The sequence below is a fragment of the Paenibacillus sp. G34 genome (genome assembly GCF_056856875.1).
In genome coordinates this window covers 4,469,562-4,485,945 of sequence record NZ_CM166469.1, presented here as the reverse complement: position 1 = coordinate 4,485,945, position 16,384 = coordinate 4,469,562, and the positions used below count along the sequence as shown (strand labels likewise).

16 protein-coding genes are annotated in these 16,384 nt (G+C 45.6%); 10 read left to right on the top strand and 6 right to left on the bottom strand.

From position 1 onward, the window contains the following. Window positions 1-12: 12 nt before the first annotated feature. From AC1VYS_RS20500 to AC1VYS_RS20465, 8 genes are all read left to right on the top strand, one after another. Window positions 13-1,062 carry an HAD-IIIC family phosphatase gene (locus AC1VYS_RS20500; RefSeq protein WP_482911220.1) on the top strand — a complete coding sequence of 350 codons (1,050 nt, stop codon included), beginning with the start codon at window positions 13-15 and terminating at the stop codon, window positions 1,060-1,062. Window positions 1,063-1,077: 15 nt separating this feature from the next. Continuing rightward, window positions 1,078-1,341, top strand: coding sequence for an acyl carrier protein (locus AC1VYS_RS20495; protein ID WP_441929348.1), 264 nt, complete (start codon window positions 1,078-1,080; stop codon window positions 1,339-1,341). Then, window positions 1,338-2,222 carry a hypothetical protein gene (locus AC1VYS_RS20490; RefSeq protein ID WP_482911219.1) on the top strand — a complete coding sequence of 295 codons (885 nt, stop codon included), beginning with the start codon at window positions 1,338-1,340 and terminating at the stop codon, window positions 2,220-2,222. The genes AC1VYS_RS20495 and AC1VYS_RS20490 overlap by 4 nt, the downstream gene beginning before the upstream one ends. A gap of 24 nt (window positions 2,223-2,246) precedes the next feature. Next, a complete protein-coding gene (locus AC1VYS_RS20485; RefSeq protein WP_482911218.1) occupies window positions 2,247-3,008 on the top strand; it encodes a thioesterase II family protein in 762 nt (253 codons plus the stop codon). Between the two features lie 22 nt (window positions 3,009-3,030). Beyond that, complete coding sequence (locus tag AC1VYS_RS20480) at window positions 3,031-5,364, top strand: ABC transporter permease (RefSeq protein WP_482911217.1); 2,334 nt, start codon at window positions 3,031-3,033, stop codon at window positions 5,362-5,364. Between the two features lie 12 nt (window positions 5,365-5,376). Continuing rightward, window positions 5,377-6,144, top strand: a complete 768-nt coding sequence (locus AC1VYS_RS20475; protein ID WP_482911216.1) for an ABC transporter ATP-binding protein — start codon at window positions 5,377-5,379, stop codon at window positions 6,142-6,144. Window positions 6,145-6,205: 61 nt separating this feature from the next. Further along, window positions 6,206-6,841 (top strand): TetR family transcriptional regulator, encoded by a 636-nt coding sequence (locus AC1VYS_RS20470; RefSeq protein WP_482911215.1) that lies wholly within the window; start codon window positions 6,206-6,208, stop codon window positions 6,839-6,841. A gap of 20 nt (window positions 6,842-6,861) precedes the next feature. Then, window positions 6,862-8,190 carry an MFS transporter gene (locus tag AC1VYS_RS20465; RefSeq protein ID WP_482911214.1) on the top strand — a complete coding sequence of 443 codons (1,329 nt, stop codon included), beginning with the start codon at window positions 6,862-6,864 and terminating at the stop codon, window positions 8,188-8,190. A gap of 125 nt (window positions 8,191-8,315) precedes the next feature. Here AC1VYS_RS20465 and AC1VYS_RS20460 read toward each other — a convergent pair whose 3' ends face one another. From AC1VYS_RS20460 to AC1VYS_RS20450, 3 genes are all read right to left on the bottom strand, one after another. Next, window positions 8,316-9,140 (bottom strand): carbohydrate ABC transporter permease, encoded by an 825-nt coding sequence (locus AC1VYS_RS20460; RefSeq protein ID WP_482911213.1) that lies wholly within the window; start codon window positions 9,138-9,140, stop codon window positions 8,316-8,318. Between the two features lies 1 nt (window position 9,141). Next, window positions 9,142-10,014: a carbohydrate ABC transporter permease gene (locus tag AC1VYS_RS20455; RefSeq protein ID WP_482911212.1), complete on the bottom strand. Its 873-nt coding sequence runs from the start codon at window positions 10,012-10,014 to the stop codon at window positions 9,142-9,144. A gap of 110 nt (window positions 10,015-10,124) precedes the next feature. Next, the gene (locus AC1VYS_RS20450; RefSeq protein ID WP_482911211.1) at window positions 10,125-11,426 is read right to left on the bottom strand and encodes an ABC transporter substrate-binding protein; all 1,302 of its coding nucleotides are present in this window, start codon (window positions 11,424-11,426) and stop codon (window positions 10,125-10,127) included. A gap of 180 nt (window positions 11,427-11,606) precedes the next feature. Between AC1VYS_RS20450 and AC1VYS_RS20445 the strand changes: the two genes are divergently transcribed. Both AC1VYS_RS20445 and AC1VYS_RS20440 read left to right on the top strand, forming a co-directional pair. Continuing rightward, window positions 11,607-13,502 carry a cache domain-containing sensor histidine kinase gene (locus tag AC1VYS_RS20445; RefSeq protein WP_482911210.1) on the top strand — a complete coding sequence of 632 codons (1,896 nt, stop codon included), beginning with the start codon at window positions 11,607-11,609 and terminating at the stop codon, window positions 13,500-13,502. Between the two features lie 16 nt (window positions 13,503-13,518). Further along, entirely contained in the window at window positions 13,519-14,328 is an 810-nt protein-coding gene (locus tag AC1VYS_RS20440; RefSeq protein WP_482934538.1) for a response regulator transcription factor, read from the top strand. Here AC1VYS_RS20440 and AC1VYS_RS20435 read toward each other — a convergent pair whose 3' ends face one another. The 3 genes from AC1VYS_RS20435 to nirD form a co-directional block, all read right to left on the bottom strand. Next, window positions 14,329-14,958 carry a YfbR-like 5'-deoxynucleotidase gene (locus AC1VYS_RS20435; protein WP_482911208.1) on the bottom strand — a complete coding sequence of 210 codons (630 nt, stop codon included), beginning with the start codon at window positions 14,956-14,958 and terminating at the stop codon, window positions 14,329-14,331. Between the two features lie 235 nt (window positions 14,959-15,193). Then, window positions 15,194-15,976, bottom strand: a complete 783-nt coding sequence (locus AC1VYS_RS20430; protein WP_482911207.1) for a formate/nitrite transporter family protein — start codon at window positions 15,974-15,976, stop codon at window positions 15,194-15,196. A 60-nt stretch (window positions 15,977-16,036) separates the two neighbouring features. Beyond that, entirely contained in the window at window positions 16,037-16,363 is a 327-nt protein-coding gene (nirD, locus tag AC1VYS_RS20425) for a nitrite reductase small subunit NirD (protein ID WP_482911206.1), read from the bottom strand. Window positions 16,364-16,384: the final 21 nt, after the last annotated feature.

Sequence of the window (16,384 nt, the reverse complement as noted above, 5' to 3'; positions counted from 1 at the left end):
GGAGGCATGTCCATGGAGCGGTTGAAGGATATCAAATGTATCGTATGGGATCTGGATCACACGATTTGGGACGGGGTCTTGCTTGAATCCGGGGAAGTTCAGCTCAGGGCGCGCATGAAGGAGGTGATAGAACAATTAGACCGCCGCGGCATACTACATTCCATTGCCAGTAAAAATGATGCAGGGCTGGCTTGGGCCAAACTTACTGAGTTGGGCATTGCCGAGTATTTTTTATACCCCGAGATCCACTGGGATGCAAAGTCCGTATCGGTTGGGCGCATTCAGCAAAATATCAATATTGGAATGGATGCCATCTTATTTGTGGATGACCAGCCTTTTGAACTGGAAGAAGTGAAAAGTGTACATGCAGACATCCAAGTTCTTCATGCAGATTACTATGAGACGATGCTGGATGATCCGAGACTGATGCCTCGATTTATTACGGCAGACTCTTCCCGTAGAAGGCAGATGTATCAGGCAGATACACTTCGAAAGCAGGCTGAAGAACAATATGAAGGTCCTTCGGAGAAGTTTCTGGCTTCACTTGGTATGAAGTTTACCATCTATGAAGCGACAGAGGATGATCTTCAGCGAGCGGAAGAACTCACGGTTCGTACCAATCAGTTGAATGCTACGGGGATCACGTATAGTTATGAGGATTTACATCAGTTGATGACTTCGCAGAATCACTTGCTATTGGTGTGTGAACTTGAAGACAAGTACGGAACATATGGAAAGATCGGGCTTGCGCTTATCCATAAGCAGCCGGATATATGGAGACTGAACATGTTGCTGATGTCATGCCGCGTCATGTCAAGGGGGGCAGGGAGTGTACTGCTTACTTATATCATGCGTGAAGCACAGCAACAGGGTAAGCAGATGCTTGCTGATTTCAGAGATACCGGTCGAAACCGGATGATGAATATCAGCTATCGTTTTGCTGGTTTTACACAGCTTTCTGCAGATCCTGACGGAAAGATTGTCTTTTCGCATGATTTGAAGCAGGTTGTGGAGTTTCCAGACTATATTGAAGTTTGTATGCCTGAAAGACAACATCAATAACAAGGGGGAAGAAAAGTGGATTATCGTCAGGAGATTCGAGAATTTATTGGAAACAACCTCACCATGGAACATGAGGACGCTCAAATTAGCGACAACGACAACTATTTTGAAATGAGATTTGTCAACTCACTCTTTGCCATGCGTTTGGTCGATTTTGTAGAGCGCAGATTCCAGATTGAGATTGGAAACGAAGATCTGGACTTGGCCAATTTCAGTACGATTAATCGGTTGCATGATCTAATTGAGAGAAAGCTTGCTGCGAAGGAGGTAGCACGATGATTACAGCAAATCAGCCATCTGTGCGTCCAATCGCGAGCCCTACAGCCAGTCCTTCCAATAAGTATATGTATCTGTTCCTGGCGATGTCATTTGGTACTTGCTACGGTATCGCTAGCTTGTTCATGTTCTTTCCTGATTTTATTGTACCCATCACTGGTGAACTGCATCTGATGCACCCGCTAGCCATGGTTGCTTTGTACTCTCCTTCCATTGCCGGATTAATTACATGTTATCTAATGGGGGGCAAAGACGCGCTAAAGGGCATGTTCCTGAAGCTGGTCCCGCGGAAAAAGGATCTGTTCTGGATTCCTGTGATTATCGGTATTTCCATCGTATTTGCTTCATCGATGCATTTTGGCTCCCTGCTATTCGGCATACCGGTTCCTGATCTGACATATAGTGTACCGGAAATGATCTGGCTCGGCATTTTGAACTTGTTCAAGGAGACAGGGCTCATCGGCGGTTTATTTGGATGGATTGGATTTTTACTTCCGTTCCTGCAAGGCAAGTTAAAAAACAATGTAACAAGCGGTCTAATTACAGGACTCCTGTTTGGACTATGGGTGCTTCCGGGATATCTGATTTCATCTTTTGGTACCTCAACCACATACATATATTACGTGGTGCAGCTTATGGCATTTATCGTATTTCAGAGCTATATCTTCAATGCTACCAAAGGCACGCTGTTATTTTACCTTTTGGCATTCTGGCTTGTGGCTACTGGAAGTCAAATCGATCTGTATTACTTCAATCCGCAAGTACAGATCATGCAGTTTTTCTTCTTCGTAACGTCGGCCATTATCATTCATATCATCTTTAAGCGTAAAAAAGTAGACACAACGCTCCAGACATTCCCTGCGTATGTTCTCGATGCGAAATAAAGCAATCAACGGTGGTGAAGATGGATGGCTCAGACATATCTTGAACGTCTGCAAAAGGGGCAGGGGAATAGGCAGGTAATCTGTTTTCCTTATCTGGGTGGACACTCTCGGAGTTTTTATCCTTTAGTGTCTCACCTCCTGGATACGGAAATATGGGCATTCACACCGCCCGGTCACGGGATGAATTCTGAAGCGCCTCTGGAACATATGCGGCAGCTTATAGACCTCTACACGAATGAACTGCTGCCTATAATCCAGCCTGGTGCAGTCTTGCTCGGACACAGCTTGGGTGGAATTACAGCTTATTATGTAGCCCAGCGTTTACAACAGGAGATTCCGGATGTAGCGAAAACATTGAGACTTGTGTTATCCGCCTGCAACACGCCTGCTGAATGTGGAATGAACCGTTATGATCAGATGTCCGATGATCATCTAATCGATCACCTCTTTTCCTATGACGGTTTACCCAAAGAACTCATCCACGAAAAAGAACTTTTGCATTATTTCATGCCTGTAATTCGGGCGGATTTTCGAATGCTGGAATCCGCAGCAACCCTTGAATGTCAACCTCTTTCACTGCCAGTGCTGTACCTGTGGGGAGAACGGGACAATGCCGTTCCCCTCCAGTCGGCGCTCAAGTGGGAACGTTATTTTGATGTACCGATGAAGCTTCAGACCATTAGAGAGGGTACACACATGTTCATCATGCACCAACCTTCAACGGTGGCGTATTACCTGACAAGCTTTATGACTCCAGAATTAGAACGACTGAACATAGTAGAGTAGATGAGAGGAGCCATGTTAGTTTATGCTGCTGAGAATGCTGAGAAACGACTTAATGAGGAAAAAAGGAATTACGGCTGCGCTGTTTATCTTTGTAATGCTTGCTGCATTGCTGGTATCTTCAGGTTCTCGAATGATCATGGAACTGACGAGTTCCATTCAGTACCTGTTCTCTGAATCGAAGACACCTCATTTTGTGCAAATGCACTCTGGAGAACTAGATCAGACCAAAGTAAACACATGGGCTGAAGGAAATGCAATGGTTGAGCAACATCAGATTGTCGAGATGGTTAACATCAATGGAGCCAACCTTTACCTTGGTGCAGAGTCGGAGAAAAATACCGTCATGGATATTGACTTCGTTACACAAAATCAGCAATTCGACTATCTGCTAAATCTGAACAGTGAGATTATTCAGGTTCGTGATAGTGAGATTGCTGTGCCCGTGTATTATTTGCAGCAAAATAAACTTAATATCGGTGACCAGGTTCGGATCAATAATGGGGCGTTTGAGCGTTCATATACCATTGTTGATTTTGTGCGTGATGCGCAGATGAATCCATCCGTAGTACACTCCAAACGTTTTATCGTAAGTCCGAGTGATCTGCAGCAATTAAAGCAGGGGGTCGGGGAGATGGAATATCTCATCGAGTTCCGTCTGCTGGATCCTTCCAAAACCAGTGAGTTCACCCAAGCCTATCAAAATGCAGGCCTGCCTAATGCTGGTCCGGTGGTGACGTATGGTTTGTTCCAACTGCTAAATGCGATGACAGATGGGATTATCGCGGCTGTCATTATTTTGGTCAGTCTGGTGCTGATTCTGATCGCAATGCTGTGTATTCGTTTTACCATGCTCGCGACGATTGAAGAGGATTACCGGGAAATCAGTGTAATGAAAGCAATCGGTATTGCGGAGAAAGATATCAAGCGTCTCTATCTTGCGAAATATGTGTTTATGGCAGGGGTCGCTTCCATACTTGGATACGTGGCTTCACTCGGAGTGAACCAGTTATTTGTATCGAACATTATGCTTTATATGGGCAAAGCACCGGCTACGTTGCTACATTTTGCTGTTCCTTTACTCGCAGCAGGTTTGATATTTGCGATGGTCGTCCTGTTCTGCCGGACGGTGCTGCGTCGTTTTCGTTCCATCTCAGCGGTGGAAGCCCTTCGTACGGGAAGTTTGGGAGACACAAAGATCACTCGCAATCGGTTAAGTTTGTCACGTAATCGCTGGTCTTCCGTACCTGTTTTTCTTGGGCTCAAGGATGTATTACAACGTGTTAAAATGTTCCGTTTATTGTTGTTTGTGTTCATCGTCAGCTCATTTATTATGATTGTGCCACTTAACTTTTTGAACACACTACAGGCTCCAAGCTTCATATCTTATATGGGTGTAGGGCAAAGTGATATTCGAATCGACCTTAGACACTCTGATGATGTAGAGCAACGTTATGCAAATCTCGTTAATCAAATTAAAAACGATGCAGATGTTAAGAAGTACTCGCCTCTCGTCACAAGCCAGTTCAAGATCCGTAATGCCGAAGGCAGCTACGATAACCTGAGTGTGGAGAGCGGAGATTTCAGTATCTTTCCGTTGTCTTATCTCAGCGGGAATGCACCGGCAACAGATCGGGAGATTGCTCTTTCAGATGCAAACAGCAGTGAACTCAAACTCAAAACGGGAGATCAGCTGACTTTGCAGGTAGGTGGTCAAGATCAGGTGATGACCGTCAGCGGCATCTACCAGGATGTGACAAATGGAGGAAAAACAGCGAAGGCACTGTTGCCATATAACAAGGATAGTGTGCTGTGGTATGTAGTCAGCCTGGATCTGAAAGATCGCAGTGTTATGGCTGCCAAAATTGCAGCATATGAGAAAGATTTCTCTCCAGCGCGTGTAACCGATCTTCAAGGATACTTGAATCAAACACTTGGTGGCACGATTCAGCAATTGAAGCTAGTGACAACACTCGCACTGACCATTGGCGTATTTATATCGATTCTAATCACCTCATTGTTCCTGCAGATGATGGTTGCCAAAGATAACAATGATATTGCTGTATTGCGAAGTCTCGGATTTGCGTTATCCAAGATCAAGCTGAAGTATGTGGTGATGTCACTTGCCATTCTGATTGTAGGTGTGGCAGCAGGTACAATCCTGTCCAACACACTCGGGCCAAAGCTTGTCAGCGGCATCATGTCTTCGTTTGGTGCTTCAGATATTGTGTTTGTAGTTGATCCGATGCAGGCATATGTATTATGTCCGTTGTTGCTGGCAGGAACGATTATTGTTACAGCTTGGATTAGTATTCAGTCGATTCGGGAAACTAGCATTTCGAAAATGATTGCGGAATAGGGAGGCATAACCATGACAACGATACTGGAAGCAAAAGATGTGAATAAATCCGTAGCGATTGGCGAGAATGAAGAACAGCGTATTCTGAAAGATATCAATCTTCAGCTGAAAAAAGGAGAGTTTGTTTCCATCATGGGCCCGTCTGGTTCGGGCAAATCAACCTTGCTCTATAACATCAGCGGTATGGATCAAATTAGCACAGGTAGTGTGTTTTTTAATGGCAAACAAATATCTGCATTTCCGGAGAAGGAACTAGCGAGTCTACGTCTGACCAGGATGGGTTTTATTTTTCAAAATATCCATTTACTCAAAAATTTAAATCTGCTCGACAATATCATTCTTTCGGCTTATCTGGCCAATAACAGCAACCGAGAGACTATTAATAACCGTGCCATGTCATTAATGAAAAAAATGGGGATCGACGAGCTGGCTGAGCATAACATTACCCAAGCTTCCGGGGGACAACTGCAGCGGATTGCGATCTGCCGGGCACTGATCAATAATCCGGATATTCTGTTCGGAGATGAACCGACTGGAGCATTGAACTCCAAATCTACAAACGAAATTATGGATATTCTCGGTGATATTAACGCAGCAGGAACTACGGTTCTGCTCGTGACACACGATGTCAAAGTTGCCGCCCGCTCGGAACGAGTGCTGTTTATGATGGACGGCAATCTGATTGCGGATAAAAACATCGGAAAGTATGACAAGGATAAACAGGATCTGAAGGCGAGAGAAAGTCGATTGGCACAATGGTTAACGGAAATGGGGTTCTAAACATAGAGCTTCATGACTAAAATAGACCGACAGTCGGTCGAGAAGTAATGGAGGACAGAATATGAGATTGATGAAAAATCCGGAGGAACGCAGAAACGAGATTTTGGATGCGGCCGAAATTCTGTTCGTGACCAAAGGGTACACCAAAGCAACAATTATGGATATCCTCCAGGCGTGTGACATCGCCAAAGGCACGTTCTATTACTACTTCCAGTCCAAAGAGGAGGTTATGCATGCCATCGTTATGCGTTTTATTATGAACGGCGAAGCGGCGGCGAGACGTGTCGTGGCAGATCCCGAGCTCAGCGCGCATGATAAAATTTTCCGCATCATTATGACTCAGAATCAGCCTGACGATCGGAAGCTTGGCGTAATCGAGCAACTGCACAGCGTGCAAAATGTAGAAATGCATCAAAAAAGTCTGGTTGAAACGGTTCTTCGTCTCAGTCCCATCTTGGCAGAAGTGGTGGAACAGGGCATTCAGGAAGGGGTATTCCATACCCCTGCTCCTCAGGAGAGTATTGAGTTTTTACTGGTTTCCTCGCAGTTTTTGCTGGATCAAGGTATTTTTCATTGGGAGGAAAAAGAGTTTCAGAAGAAGGTGAGGGCATTCAGTCAGATCATGGAACGGGTTCTGGGTGCCGAAAATGAAAGCTTTGCTTATGTAACTGAACTGTATTTTCCACATCAAGCTTAACAAGTAAAGGAGTCGTAACTATGGAACAAACTGCTCATAAATCGTTTGGTAAATTTCTTATCGTCTGGTTTGGTCAATTAATCTCGATGATTGGTATTGGACTGACTGCTTTCTCTTTAGGGGTGTACGCCTTCGAAAAAACAAATACGGCAACCAGCGTTGCGCTGATTACGTTATTCACATTTTTGCCGAACATTCTGCTTCGTCCTATTGGCGGTGTGTTGGCAGATCGATTTGACCGCCGTACGATGATGATCATTGGTGACCTTGGTTCTGCAGCCGGATTGGTTTTTATACTTTCCATTATGCTCACCGGGGATATCCAGCTATGGCATATCTATGTGGGTGTGGCGTTCAGTTCTGTATTCTCGGCCTTGCAAAGTCCGGCATACAAAGCATCAGCAACAGACCTGTTGGATAAAGATCAGTTCGCCAAAGGCAGCGGGCTTGTACAACTCGCGGAATCCTCCAAATTTTTATTTTCACCCATTATCGCAGGGATTTTGCTGAGTGTCACAACGATTGAAGTCATTATGATTATTAATATTGCGACGTTCCTGATTGCTATTCTAGCCGTACTGGTTATTCGCAAGAGCATGAAGGTGGAGCGAGAAGACAAAGAAGACCACAACTGGCTGACTGACATTAAGGAAGGCTGGAGAGAGGTCGTAACGAATAAAGGAGTGCTACTGCTCGTCATTATTATTTCCTTGGTTACCTTCTATCTCGGGTTTCTGGAGACGCTTATCGGGCCGATGCTACTTTCGTTTACCGATGCCAAAACTCTGGGAACGTTTCAGTCCGTTAGTGCGATCGGTATGCTGATTAGCAGCTTGTGCATCGGTATTTTCACCATGACGAAGAAATATGCAAGTGTGCTGGTTGCAGGTTTAGTAATGTGCGGTCTGGCTTTCTCGTTGCTGGGTGTTTCGACGAATATTTACTTTATTATCTTTGCAGGATTTCTGTTCCTTTCCTCACTGCCGTTTGTTAATATGAGCGCAGATGTATTGGTTCGTAACAATATTGCCAATGAAAAGCAGGGCAGAGTGTGGGGGATTATCGGTATCCTGTCCCAGCTAGGCTTCATTATCGCATACAGTTTGGCTGGATTTTTGGCGGACCATGTGTTTAATCCACTTATGATGGATGGGGGAGCGCTGGCCTCATCCGTGGGTCAAATTATCGGAACTGGGCCGGGCAGAGGCATCGCTTTGCTGTTTATCATTGCAGGCCTATTCGTTATCCTGATTGCGATTGTCACGTCGCGCCTGAAAATGATCAAATCACTGGAGCAAAGCAGTGATATCGCTTCACCTCCCGATGTGGGCGGACTTGCGCATGATTAATGTATTTTTCGTGTTGTAGGAAGCAAGATAGCCCTTGTCTGATCCGTGTATACCGTTCTTGACCTTAAACGGCGTACAGGTGGTTCAGACGAGGGCTTTTTTTTATATAAAAGCTACAATCCGGTCTAACCTTTCACTGCACCGGAAGTCAAACCTCCTACAATGTACTTTTGTCCGATGAGGAATACGATCAGAACTGGCAGCGAGGTGAGTATGATATCGGCGCTGACTAGATTCCATTTGGCGCTAAATTGTCCGAAAAAATTGTAAACCGCCAGCGTCATTGGCCACATCTCTACGGTGTTAAGCATATAGAGCGGCGCAGTGAACTCATTCCAGACACTCAGAAAATTCAGAACAAATACGGTAACCAGCACCGAGGTTAACAAAGGTACTATGATTCGAAGAAACAGCTTGATTCCATTGCAACCATCCATAATTGCAGCTTCATCCAGCTCTTTCGGAATGTTGCCCACAAACGCATACGTGATGAACAGGGAGATGGGAATGCCCATCGCGGTATAGAGCAGAATCATGCCTGCGTGGGAGTTGATCATCCCGAGTGATTTCATCACTTCCATGAGCGGAATATAGTTTAGTGGCAGTGTGATGCCCAGAATCAGAAAAAAGTATAAAAACTTGCTCAGTTTCGAATGATTGCGGGATAACGTGAACGCAGAGAACGCCACGACAAACACCAACAGCAGAGATGACACGCCCGAGTGCAGCAGACTGTTGAAAAAGGAACCTCCCAAGTGTCCTTGCTCATAGACGATTTTATAATTTTCAAACATAAATTTCTCGGGAAGCGTAAGCCTCAGTACTTTGGCCTCGGCGTCTGACTTGAATGAATTCAACAAGATAACAGAAAATGGAATCAGGACAACCAGACTTAATAGCCAGGCGAGTACATTTAACGTCAGAGAGATAATCTTTTTTCGAAACCGCATATCAGTATTCCACCTTTCGATTCATCAAACGAATGATGAAGAAAGAGATGATCGCCATGATGACAAAGAGAATGGTGGATAGCGCGCTCCCGAGCCCCCAGTACCCTTTGGCAAAAGATGAATAAACGGCCGTATTGATCACATCCGTAGCATTGCCCGGGCCCCCGTTTGTCAGAACGTATACCGCATCAAAGACACGCAGGCCATACGTAATATTTAGCACGGTGGCAATGGTGATGGTAGGCAGCAGCATCGGTATGGTAATACGGAACAGCTTTTGAATAAAGCCCGCACCATCGATGGATGCAGCTTCATAATAATCCCGTGGAATGGCGAGCAATCCCGCGATAAAAAGCACCATGATATACCCCATGCCTTTCCACGTATCGACAGCCATAATCGATGGCATCGCCCAAGTGAGAGAGCCCAGCCAGTTCTGGGCGAGTGCATCCAAACCGATGGAACGCAGTGTAACATTAACGAACCCGTTGTTCGGATCAAGCAGGCTTTTGAACACCAGACCTACAATCAGGAAGGAGAGGACTTGGGGCGAAAAGATAATCATCCGATGCCAATTGGCAGCTTTTACACCGCTGACCAGCAGCAGGGCAAGGAACAAGCCCAGAACGGTTTTGACGATGGAGGTAACCACCGTAAACAGCACTGTATTTTTAATGAAAAGCAGATAGGTCGGATCACCTGCCAGAATCGTGCGGAAATGTTCCAAACCAATAAAGTTTTTCTCCGAACTGTAGCTGTTCCAATCGGTGAAAGAATAATAGATACCCAGCAGGGCAGGAGCAACGATGAACAACAGATATAGTAAAATCGCTCCGGATGAGAAATACCAAGGGTAGATTTTGTTCGTATTCATAACCCGTAACACCAATCCTTCCTGCCAAACGGGAAGAAGCACCCCAGCGTTTGACCGATGGAGTAACTCCATTCCAGTTATGCATTTGTTTCCGAGATAACCTCCGGCTGTTACTGCCACTTCTCATCTTTCAGCACTTTGGCTTGTTCGGCGCGGCGTTTATCAATATTTTGCAGAATCTGATCAGGGGTCATCGCTCCCGCAAACATGCCTGACAAGTCTTTACCGATATCCATCCACTGTGGATCGATATATTTTACGGCAGCCTGCATGACGGTGCCCTTCTCATGATTTTTCTCATAATCAATGTAGTCCTGTGTCAGCTTCGGTTCGATCTCGGGCCAGCAGATCGTCAGATTTCCTTCGCCTCCATCAAACACCTGTTGCAGATGATCATGCTCGGTAATCCAGCGGAAAAACTTCAACACTTCTTCGGGATGTTTGCTGTTTTTGTTGCCAAACATGGCCGCTGAACCGCCGGGGTTCACACCAATCGTCTGATTGTCTCCCCATGGCATCACGAAGAATCCCATATTATCTTTCATCGCCGGATAGGCTTCAGAGACTTCCTTTTCCGTGCCCGGGGCCCGCAGCAGCATTGCAGCTTTTTCCTGTCCAAATGCTTCAATTCCTGCTTCTACTGTATTGGATAAAAAGTCTTTGCCGAAATAGCCAAGATCAGCAAATTCTTTCAATTGCTCGATAACGGTCTTCAATTGGGTCAAGTCTGCGACCTTCATCTCATTATTGTTCAGCTTTTCATAGGTTCCTGCGCCCTTCTGCTCATAGTTCGGCCCGGTCTCGAACAACGGTAGCACCTGATACCAGCCGCTCGCTGGAGCTTGATAGAATGGAATGATATCTTTATCTTTGATTTTCTGGCTAATTGCTTTGAATTCAGCATAGGTCGTAGGAGGCTCAATACCTAGGTCAGCAAAGATACGTTTGTTATAGTACACATACCAGATTTTCGTAGGGGCAAAAGAAACCCCGTATACCTTGTCATTATGACTGACGGTAGGCAAAATCTCTTCTGACATTCGTCCCGTAAACTCCTCATTGGTCAGATCAATTGCATTTTCTTCTGGTCTGACATTGGCTGGCATGCTCAGCGGGTCTACATCTACATTGAAAATATCAGGAGCCTCACCGGAAGCCAGTTTTACCTTGATCAGATCACGCCACTGCGCATCAGGAACCACCTGAAAATCAATTTTGACCCCGGTTTCCTGCTCGTATTCCTTCGCCATCGTCTGCATAATCCCCGTTCGTGGAATACCGGATTGGCTTGTGCCGAAGGTCAGTGTGACCTTGCCTGTGCCTTCCGCGTTTTTGTTCGAGTTGCAGCCAGCAAGCAGCAGGACAGAGAGAAGCAGCATACTTGTCATTGAAAAAAGAAATCGTTTTCTCATTTTGAACCTCCCTAAAATTCAATCATTTATGCACTTGCCGAAACGCTTTATGTAAGCGTATTCTTATGTGGATAACTTTACTTTGAATAACGAGTAGGCTCAATAGACAAAAGCGTTCTTCGAGGTGGACATTTTCGAAGTCATCGAAGATACGCAGATGTTGATAATGAAGACGGGGGTATGGAATTGCGGTATCGATTCAGAACATTACAACAGAGTTTGTTTGCGTATTATTCAGCGGTATTTATTACGTTTTCCCTTATTGTGGCTGGCCTGTTATATGTGTATCTCACCAGTGATATTCGTCATCGAAGTGAAGAGCAGCAAAAACAATTGGGGTTGTCCATTGTTAGTCATCTGGATCAGGAAGTTGTGAAAATGAACAATTTCTCCATGAATATCGTATATTCCAATCTGGTCAAGGAGCATTTCAGTCATTACTTGGCCCCGGCAGAGGGGGGTGAACGAACGATGACAAGTGACCCCTCGCTGTATAAGGACACGACTACACTAATTGATGTCATTATGGCGATTATTAGCAGCTCCAATACGGCCAAACAGGCTAACATTTACGATGTGAATGGAAAGATGCTGGGGGCGGGAGTATTCAACGGACAGCTTCCGGTAGATCTGAAGCAGCGCCCCTGGTATAAGGAAACCTGGGAACGGAGCGGCTGGCGTGTCATTCGTCTGTTACAAGGTGGTGCATTGCCCATGCCCACCGGGGAAGGGAGAACGGATCAACCCTATATCTCGCTTACACGGGTCTACAAGGACGGTAATTATGTCAGTCAGGGTGTCGTTGAAATTTTGCAGCTTGCCGAAGATCTATTCCAGTATTTGCACGAGCTGCAAGTAGGTAATAAGGAGCTTCGAGTCTATGTGCTGGATGAGCAGGATACCTTGTTGTACCCGCTTCCTTCAGCCACGTTAGCTGCTGATTCCTCTTCAGCTTCAGCTGATTATTCGGAAGAAATGAAGCTGATTCAACATCGTACATCCCCGCCTGAAACGATGCAGGAAGTCACCCATTCGCCTACGGGGTCAAGGCAGATGATGACGTATATGACATCCCAGGAAACCGGATGGACTGTTGTTGTCATGCAGTCCAAGCAGTCCCTTTTTTCCAATTTGAACCGGATGGCATGGATCTTTGCAGGTGCTACGCTAGCTACCCTGTTGATTATTTTGTTGTTTTCGTATCTGATCTCGAAAAGGGTTACCCTGCCGCTTCATCGGTTGCAGCGCATTATTCAGAAAACAGGTGAAAACGACCTGATGTCAGGTCAGGAGGCTGGTCAGTTGTTATTCAAGCTGGACCATCCTGCGTCCATCCGGGAGCTGGCAGAGCTGAATGATACCTTCATCCGGTTGAATCAGCAGCTTGTGCAGTCTTTTCAAGACCAGATGGCCATCAAAACCCGGGAGACAGAGGCGAGGTTGCTGGCATTGCAGTCACAGATGAATCCGCATTTTCTATACAACAACATTACCAATATAAGTATCATGGCGGAGGAGGGAATGAATAAACAGATCGTGGTGTTCTGCGATCATATTGCTTCCATGCTTCGTTATATTTCTACTTCTGGCATAAACGGCGTCCCGCTATCTCACGAACTTGAGTATTGTGAACGATATCTTGAATGTATGAAAGTTCGCTTTGAGGATGATTTACACTACGAGTTCTCGATCCCTGATGAGATGAAAGATATCCGGGTTCCGATGCTGATCATTCAGCCTTTGCTCGAAAATGCGATGAAATACGGTTTGAGTGATACGCTGCCATGGAAACTGCATATCACGGGTGAATTGCATATCGATCAGAAGACCTGGCAGATTCACGTTGAAGATAATGGCCCCGGCATGGAGCCTGAAACGCTTGCACAACTTGTGCATTATATCGATGAATCTCAGGAATGGGATCAAATGCCTCACCTTGAGATTAACGGGATGGGACTCAAAAATATCTGGGCTCGATTGAAGTTATGGTATGGTCCGGCAGCCAGGATGTGTATCGAAAACAAATCTACCGGCGGTGTCAGCATTCGTATAAGAGGTTCCATTCGAAAGGAGTAGGGTCGAACGTATGAATATGACGGTGAAATACAGAACCATAATTGTAGAGGATGAGGCGTTGATTCGTCGTAATGTTTCACGCAAGTTCAAAGAGCTGAATACACGGTTTGAAGTCATCGGGGAGGCGAGGAATGGTCAGGAGGCGTTGCAACTTATAGAACAGAATGTACCTGATCTGGTCATCACCGACATTCAGATGCCCGTGATGAACGGGCTTGAGCTGGCGAAATATCTTTATTTTGCTTACCCGCATGTTAAAATTGTCATCCTTAGCGGGTATCATGAGTTCGAATATGCACGGCAGGCGATCCAGTATAAAGTCGAAGATTATTTACTTAAACCGTTGTCGGAAGAACAGCTTCGTGCGCTACTGGATGCGATGGAGCTGAAGCTGGGAAGCGCTGTGGATTCATTGTCTCATGTAAGTATCGTGTTGGACGATCAGGTAAAGGCGGAAGATATTGCAGTGTCGGTCAAACTCTATCTCAAACAAAACTACATGCATGAGATTACATTGCAGGATATGGCAGCACAGATGCATTTTAGCGTAGATTATCTAGGGAAATGCTTTAAAAAGGTAACAGGGGAGACACCATTGAAATACCTGACGGGTCTGAGACTAAACGAGGCCAAACGTCTGCTTGCAGCGTATGAGCATATGGATAACAAAACCATTGGCGGAGCGGTAGGGTATGCGGATTCCCATTATTTTAGCAGGATTTTCAAAAACAAAACGGGTCTGTATCCGAGCGAATATCGGCAGCAGTGGCAGGTACAAAAAAAAGCTCTGTCCATGGATCAAGGCAATCCGGATGGGCTGAGCTGATTATTGCTGCAACGCTTCTTCGGTTATTTTGCGGATATCAAACGGGGAACGGTTACCTTCTTCAATGATATCAGGCAGAATGTGATTGAGGAAATAACGAACACAGTGGAGGTCGATATTTTTAATCTTGATCAATGCGTAGCGGTACATGACAATGAATTCTTTTTCCGTATTGCCGCGTTGCAACTCTGCAAATGCTTCATACACTTGGTCCATTTTATCAGCTACCTCAAGGATAAGCCCTTCCACGGAGTTGTCTTTGCCTTCGCGCAGTTGTCTGCGGAAAATATCTTGAAACTCAGGTGGGATATTCTCATGAATAAAATGGGATACCATGCCTTCTTCCACCTGTTGCAACATGGATCGAAGCTCCAGCGAGTAGTGTTTGACCGGTGTTTTGATATCACCAATGAAGATTTCGCCATAATCGTGGCTACTGGTAATTTCGTATAACTTTTTCCAATCAATGCTCACGCCTTGCTGTTCCTCGATGTCGGCAAGTGTCTTGGCATACTGTACGACTTTCCAGGAGTGGGCAGAAACACAATGTTCTTCGAATTTGAATTTGCCAGGAGTTCGAATGATACGTTCGAGGTCGTTCAGCGATCGAAAGTACGTATGGATTCCCATAGATGTGATCATCCTTTGCTAGTTTGGGTGGTCGATACACCGACTATACTGCTGTTATGTTAACCGGAGATTAAAGATGTATGCACCCTTTGTAAATTTGTAAAAGGAAGATCAAAAAGCCACGGGGGCTGAATCAGGTTCAGCATACCGTGGCTGTGAGATAAAGAACGATTGCCAGTAAAATTTCTTCATTTTAGTATCTATGTCTAATAGAAACGTAGGAACAATCATAACATTAAGCTTTTTTGCGTACCGGTGAAGTGTACCAATAGGCCATGCCGACAAACAGGGCGCCGCCGATGATGTTACCAAGTGTAACTGGAATCATGTTATGGAACCATCCAGCGAGAGAAATCGTATCCGGGTGGTTAGGCAACAGCCAAGCCAGGGACAGGAGTGTCATATTGGCTACACTGTGCTCATATCCGCTTGCGATAAAGGCGTACAGACACCACCAGATGAGAACCAGCTTGGCAATATCTTCTTTGGAGCGGGCAGACATCCAGATGGCCAGACATACGAGCCAGTTACAGAGAATGCCGCGGAAGAAGAGTTCAGTTACTGGAGCAGCCATCTTTTTGGCAGATACGACGAACAGCAGATGCTCCGGGGTAGCTGTTTTGAACAGGCCGCTTCCGACAATCAGCAGGCTGAGCAGGACGGCACCGATCAGATTGCCCAGAAAGACAAGTCCCCAGTTTTTCAGCGTATCATTTACGGTGGTCCGCCCGGCAAGTGTACTCATCGTGAAAAACATATTATTACCTGTGAACAGTTCCGATCCAGCAAAGATTACCAGCGTCAGGGCGAGTCCGAAGGACATGCCCATCAGCATCGTTTGCAGTGGTGAATGTGCCGCGAGCAACGGAGCCCCGATACTGAAGATCAGGATAATGCCAAGTCCCACATATGCACCTGCCATTAAGGCAGCGACCATGTAACGTGGCAAACTTGAATTCATCTGATCTCTCTTTTTGACGGCTGCTTCAATAATTCCTTCAACACTTGGTGTATACATCATGTTTTCCCCCATTAGTCAACATCAATCCGAATCCCCAATGTTACAGTAGAGCAGAGGTTATACAGCAATCCAGACCCGGTCGTTCTCCACTTTAACCGGATACATCTGCACTTGACCGTTGTCTGGTGCTTGCACCTGACCTGTTGTCAAATCAATTTTCCAGTCGTACAGCGGATCATAGAGATAGTGTCCAGAGACAATGCCTTCCGCCAGCGGCCCACCCTTAGGGTGGGGGTTATGGTTGTCAGCAGCAAAGATGGTGCCATCCGAAGCACGGAATACCGCAAGCTGAAGATCTTCGATCTCGACAACTCTGCCAATGCGTGGCAGAAATTCATCTATAGCTCCAGCCGGGAAATACGTGCCTGTTTGTTTGGTTGTCATCGTAAACCACTCCTTTTATAT

Bases quoted from the DNA above. Each gene is read 5' to 3' on its own strand.
- AC1VYS_RS20500 (WP_482911220.1), top strand. From the start codon at position 13: ATGGAGCGGTTGAAGGATATCAAATGTATCGTATGGGATCTGGATCAC.
- AC1VYS_RS20490 (WP_482911219.1), top strand. From the start codon at position 1,338: ATGATTACAGCAAATCAGCCATCTGTGCGTCCAATCGCGAGCCCTACA.
- AC1VYS_RS20485 (WP_482911218.1), top strand. From the start codon at position 2,247: ATGGCTCAGACATATCTTGAACGTCTGCAAAAGGGGCAGGGGAATAGG.
- AC1VYS_RS20480 (WP_482911217.1), top strand. From the start codon at position 3,031: ATGCTGCTGAGAATGCTGAGAAACGACTTAATGAGGAAAAAAGGAATT.
- AC1VYS_RS20475 (WP_482911216.1), top strand. From the start codon at position 5,377: ATGACAACGATACTGGAAGCAAAAGATGTGAATAAATCCGTAGCGATT.
- AC1VYS_RS20470 (WP_482911215.1), top strand. From the start codon at position 6,206: ATGAGATTGATGAAAAATCCGGAGGAACGCAGAAACGAGATTTTGGAT.
- AC1VYS_RS20465 (WP_482911214.1), top strand. From the start codon at position 6,862: ATGGAACAAACTGCTCATAAATCGTTTGGTAAATTTCTTATCGTCTGG.
- AC1VYS_RS20460 (WP_482911213.1), bottom strand. From the start codon at position 9,140: ATGCGGTTTCGAAAAAAGATTATCTCTCTGACGTTAAATGTACTCGCC.
- AC1VYS_RS20455 (WP_482911212.1), bottom strand. From the start codon at position 10,014: ATGAATACGAACAAAATCTACCCTTGGTATTTCTCATCCGGAGCGATT.
- AC1VYS_RS20450 (WP_482911211.1), bottom strand. From the start codon at position 11,426: ATGAGAAAACGATTTCTTTTTTCAATGACAAGTATGCTGCTTCTCTCT.
- AC1VYS_RS20445 (WP_482911210.1), top strand. From the start codon at position 11,607: ATGGAATTGCGGTATCGATTCAGAACATTACAACAGAGTTTGTTTGCG.
- AC1VYS_RS20440 (WP_482934538.1), top strand. From the start codon at position 13,519: ATGACGGTGAAATACAGAACCATAATTGTAGAGGATGAGGCGTTGATT.
- AC1VYS_RS20435 (WP_482911208.1), bottom strand. From the start codon at position 14,958: ATGGGAATCCATACGTACTTTCGATCGCTGAACGACCTCGAACGTATC.
- AC1VYS_RS20430 (WP_482911207.1), bottom strand. From the start codon at position 15,976: ATGTATACACCAAGTGTTGAAGGAATTATTGAAGCAGCCGTCAAAAAG.
- nirD (WP_482911206.1), bottom strand. From the start codon at position 16,363: ATGACAACCAAACAAACAGGCACGTATTTCCCGGCTGGAGCTATAGAT.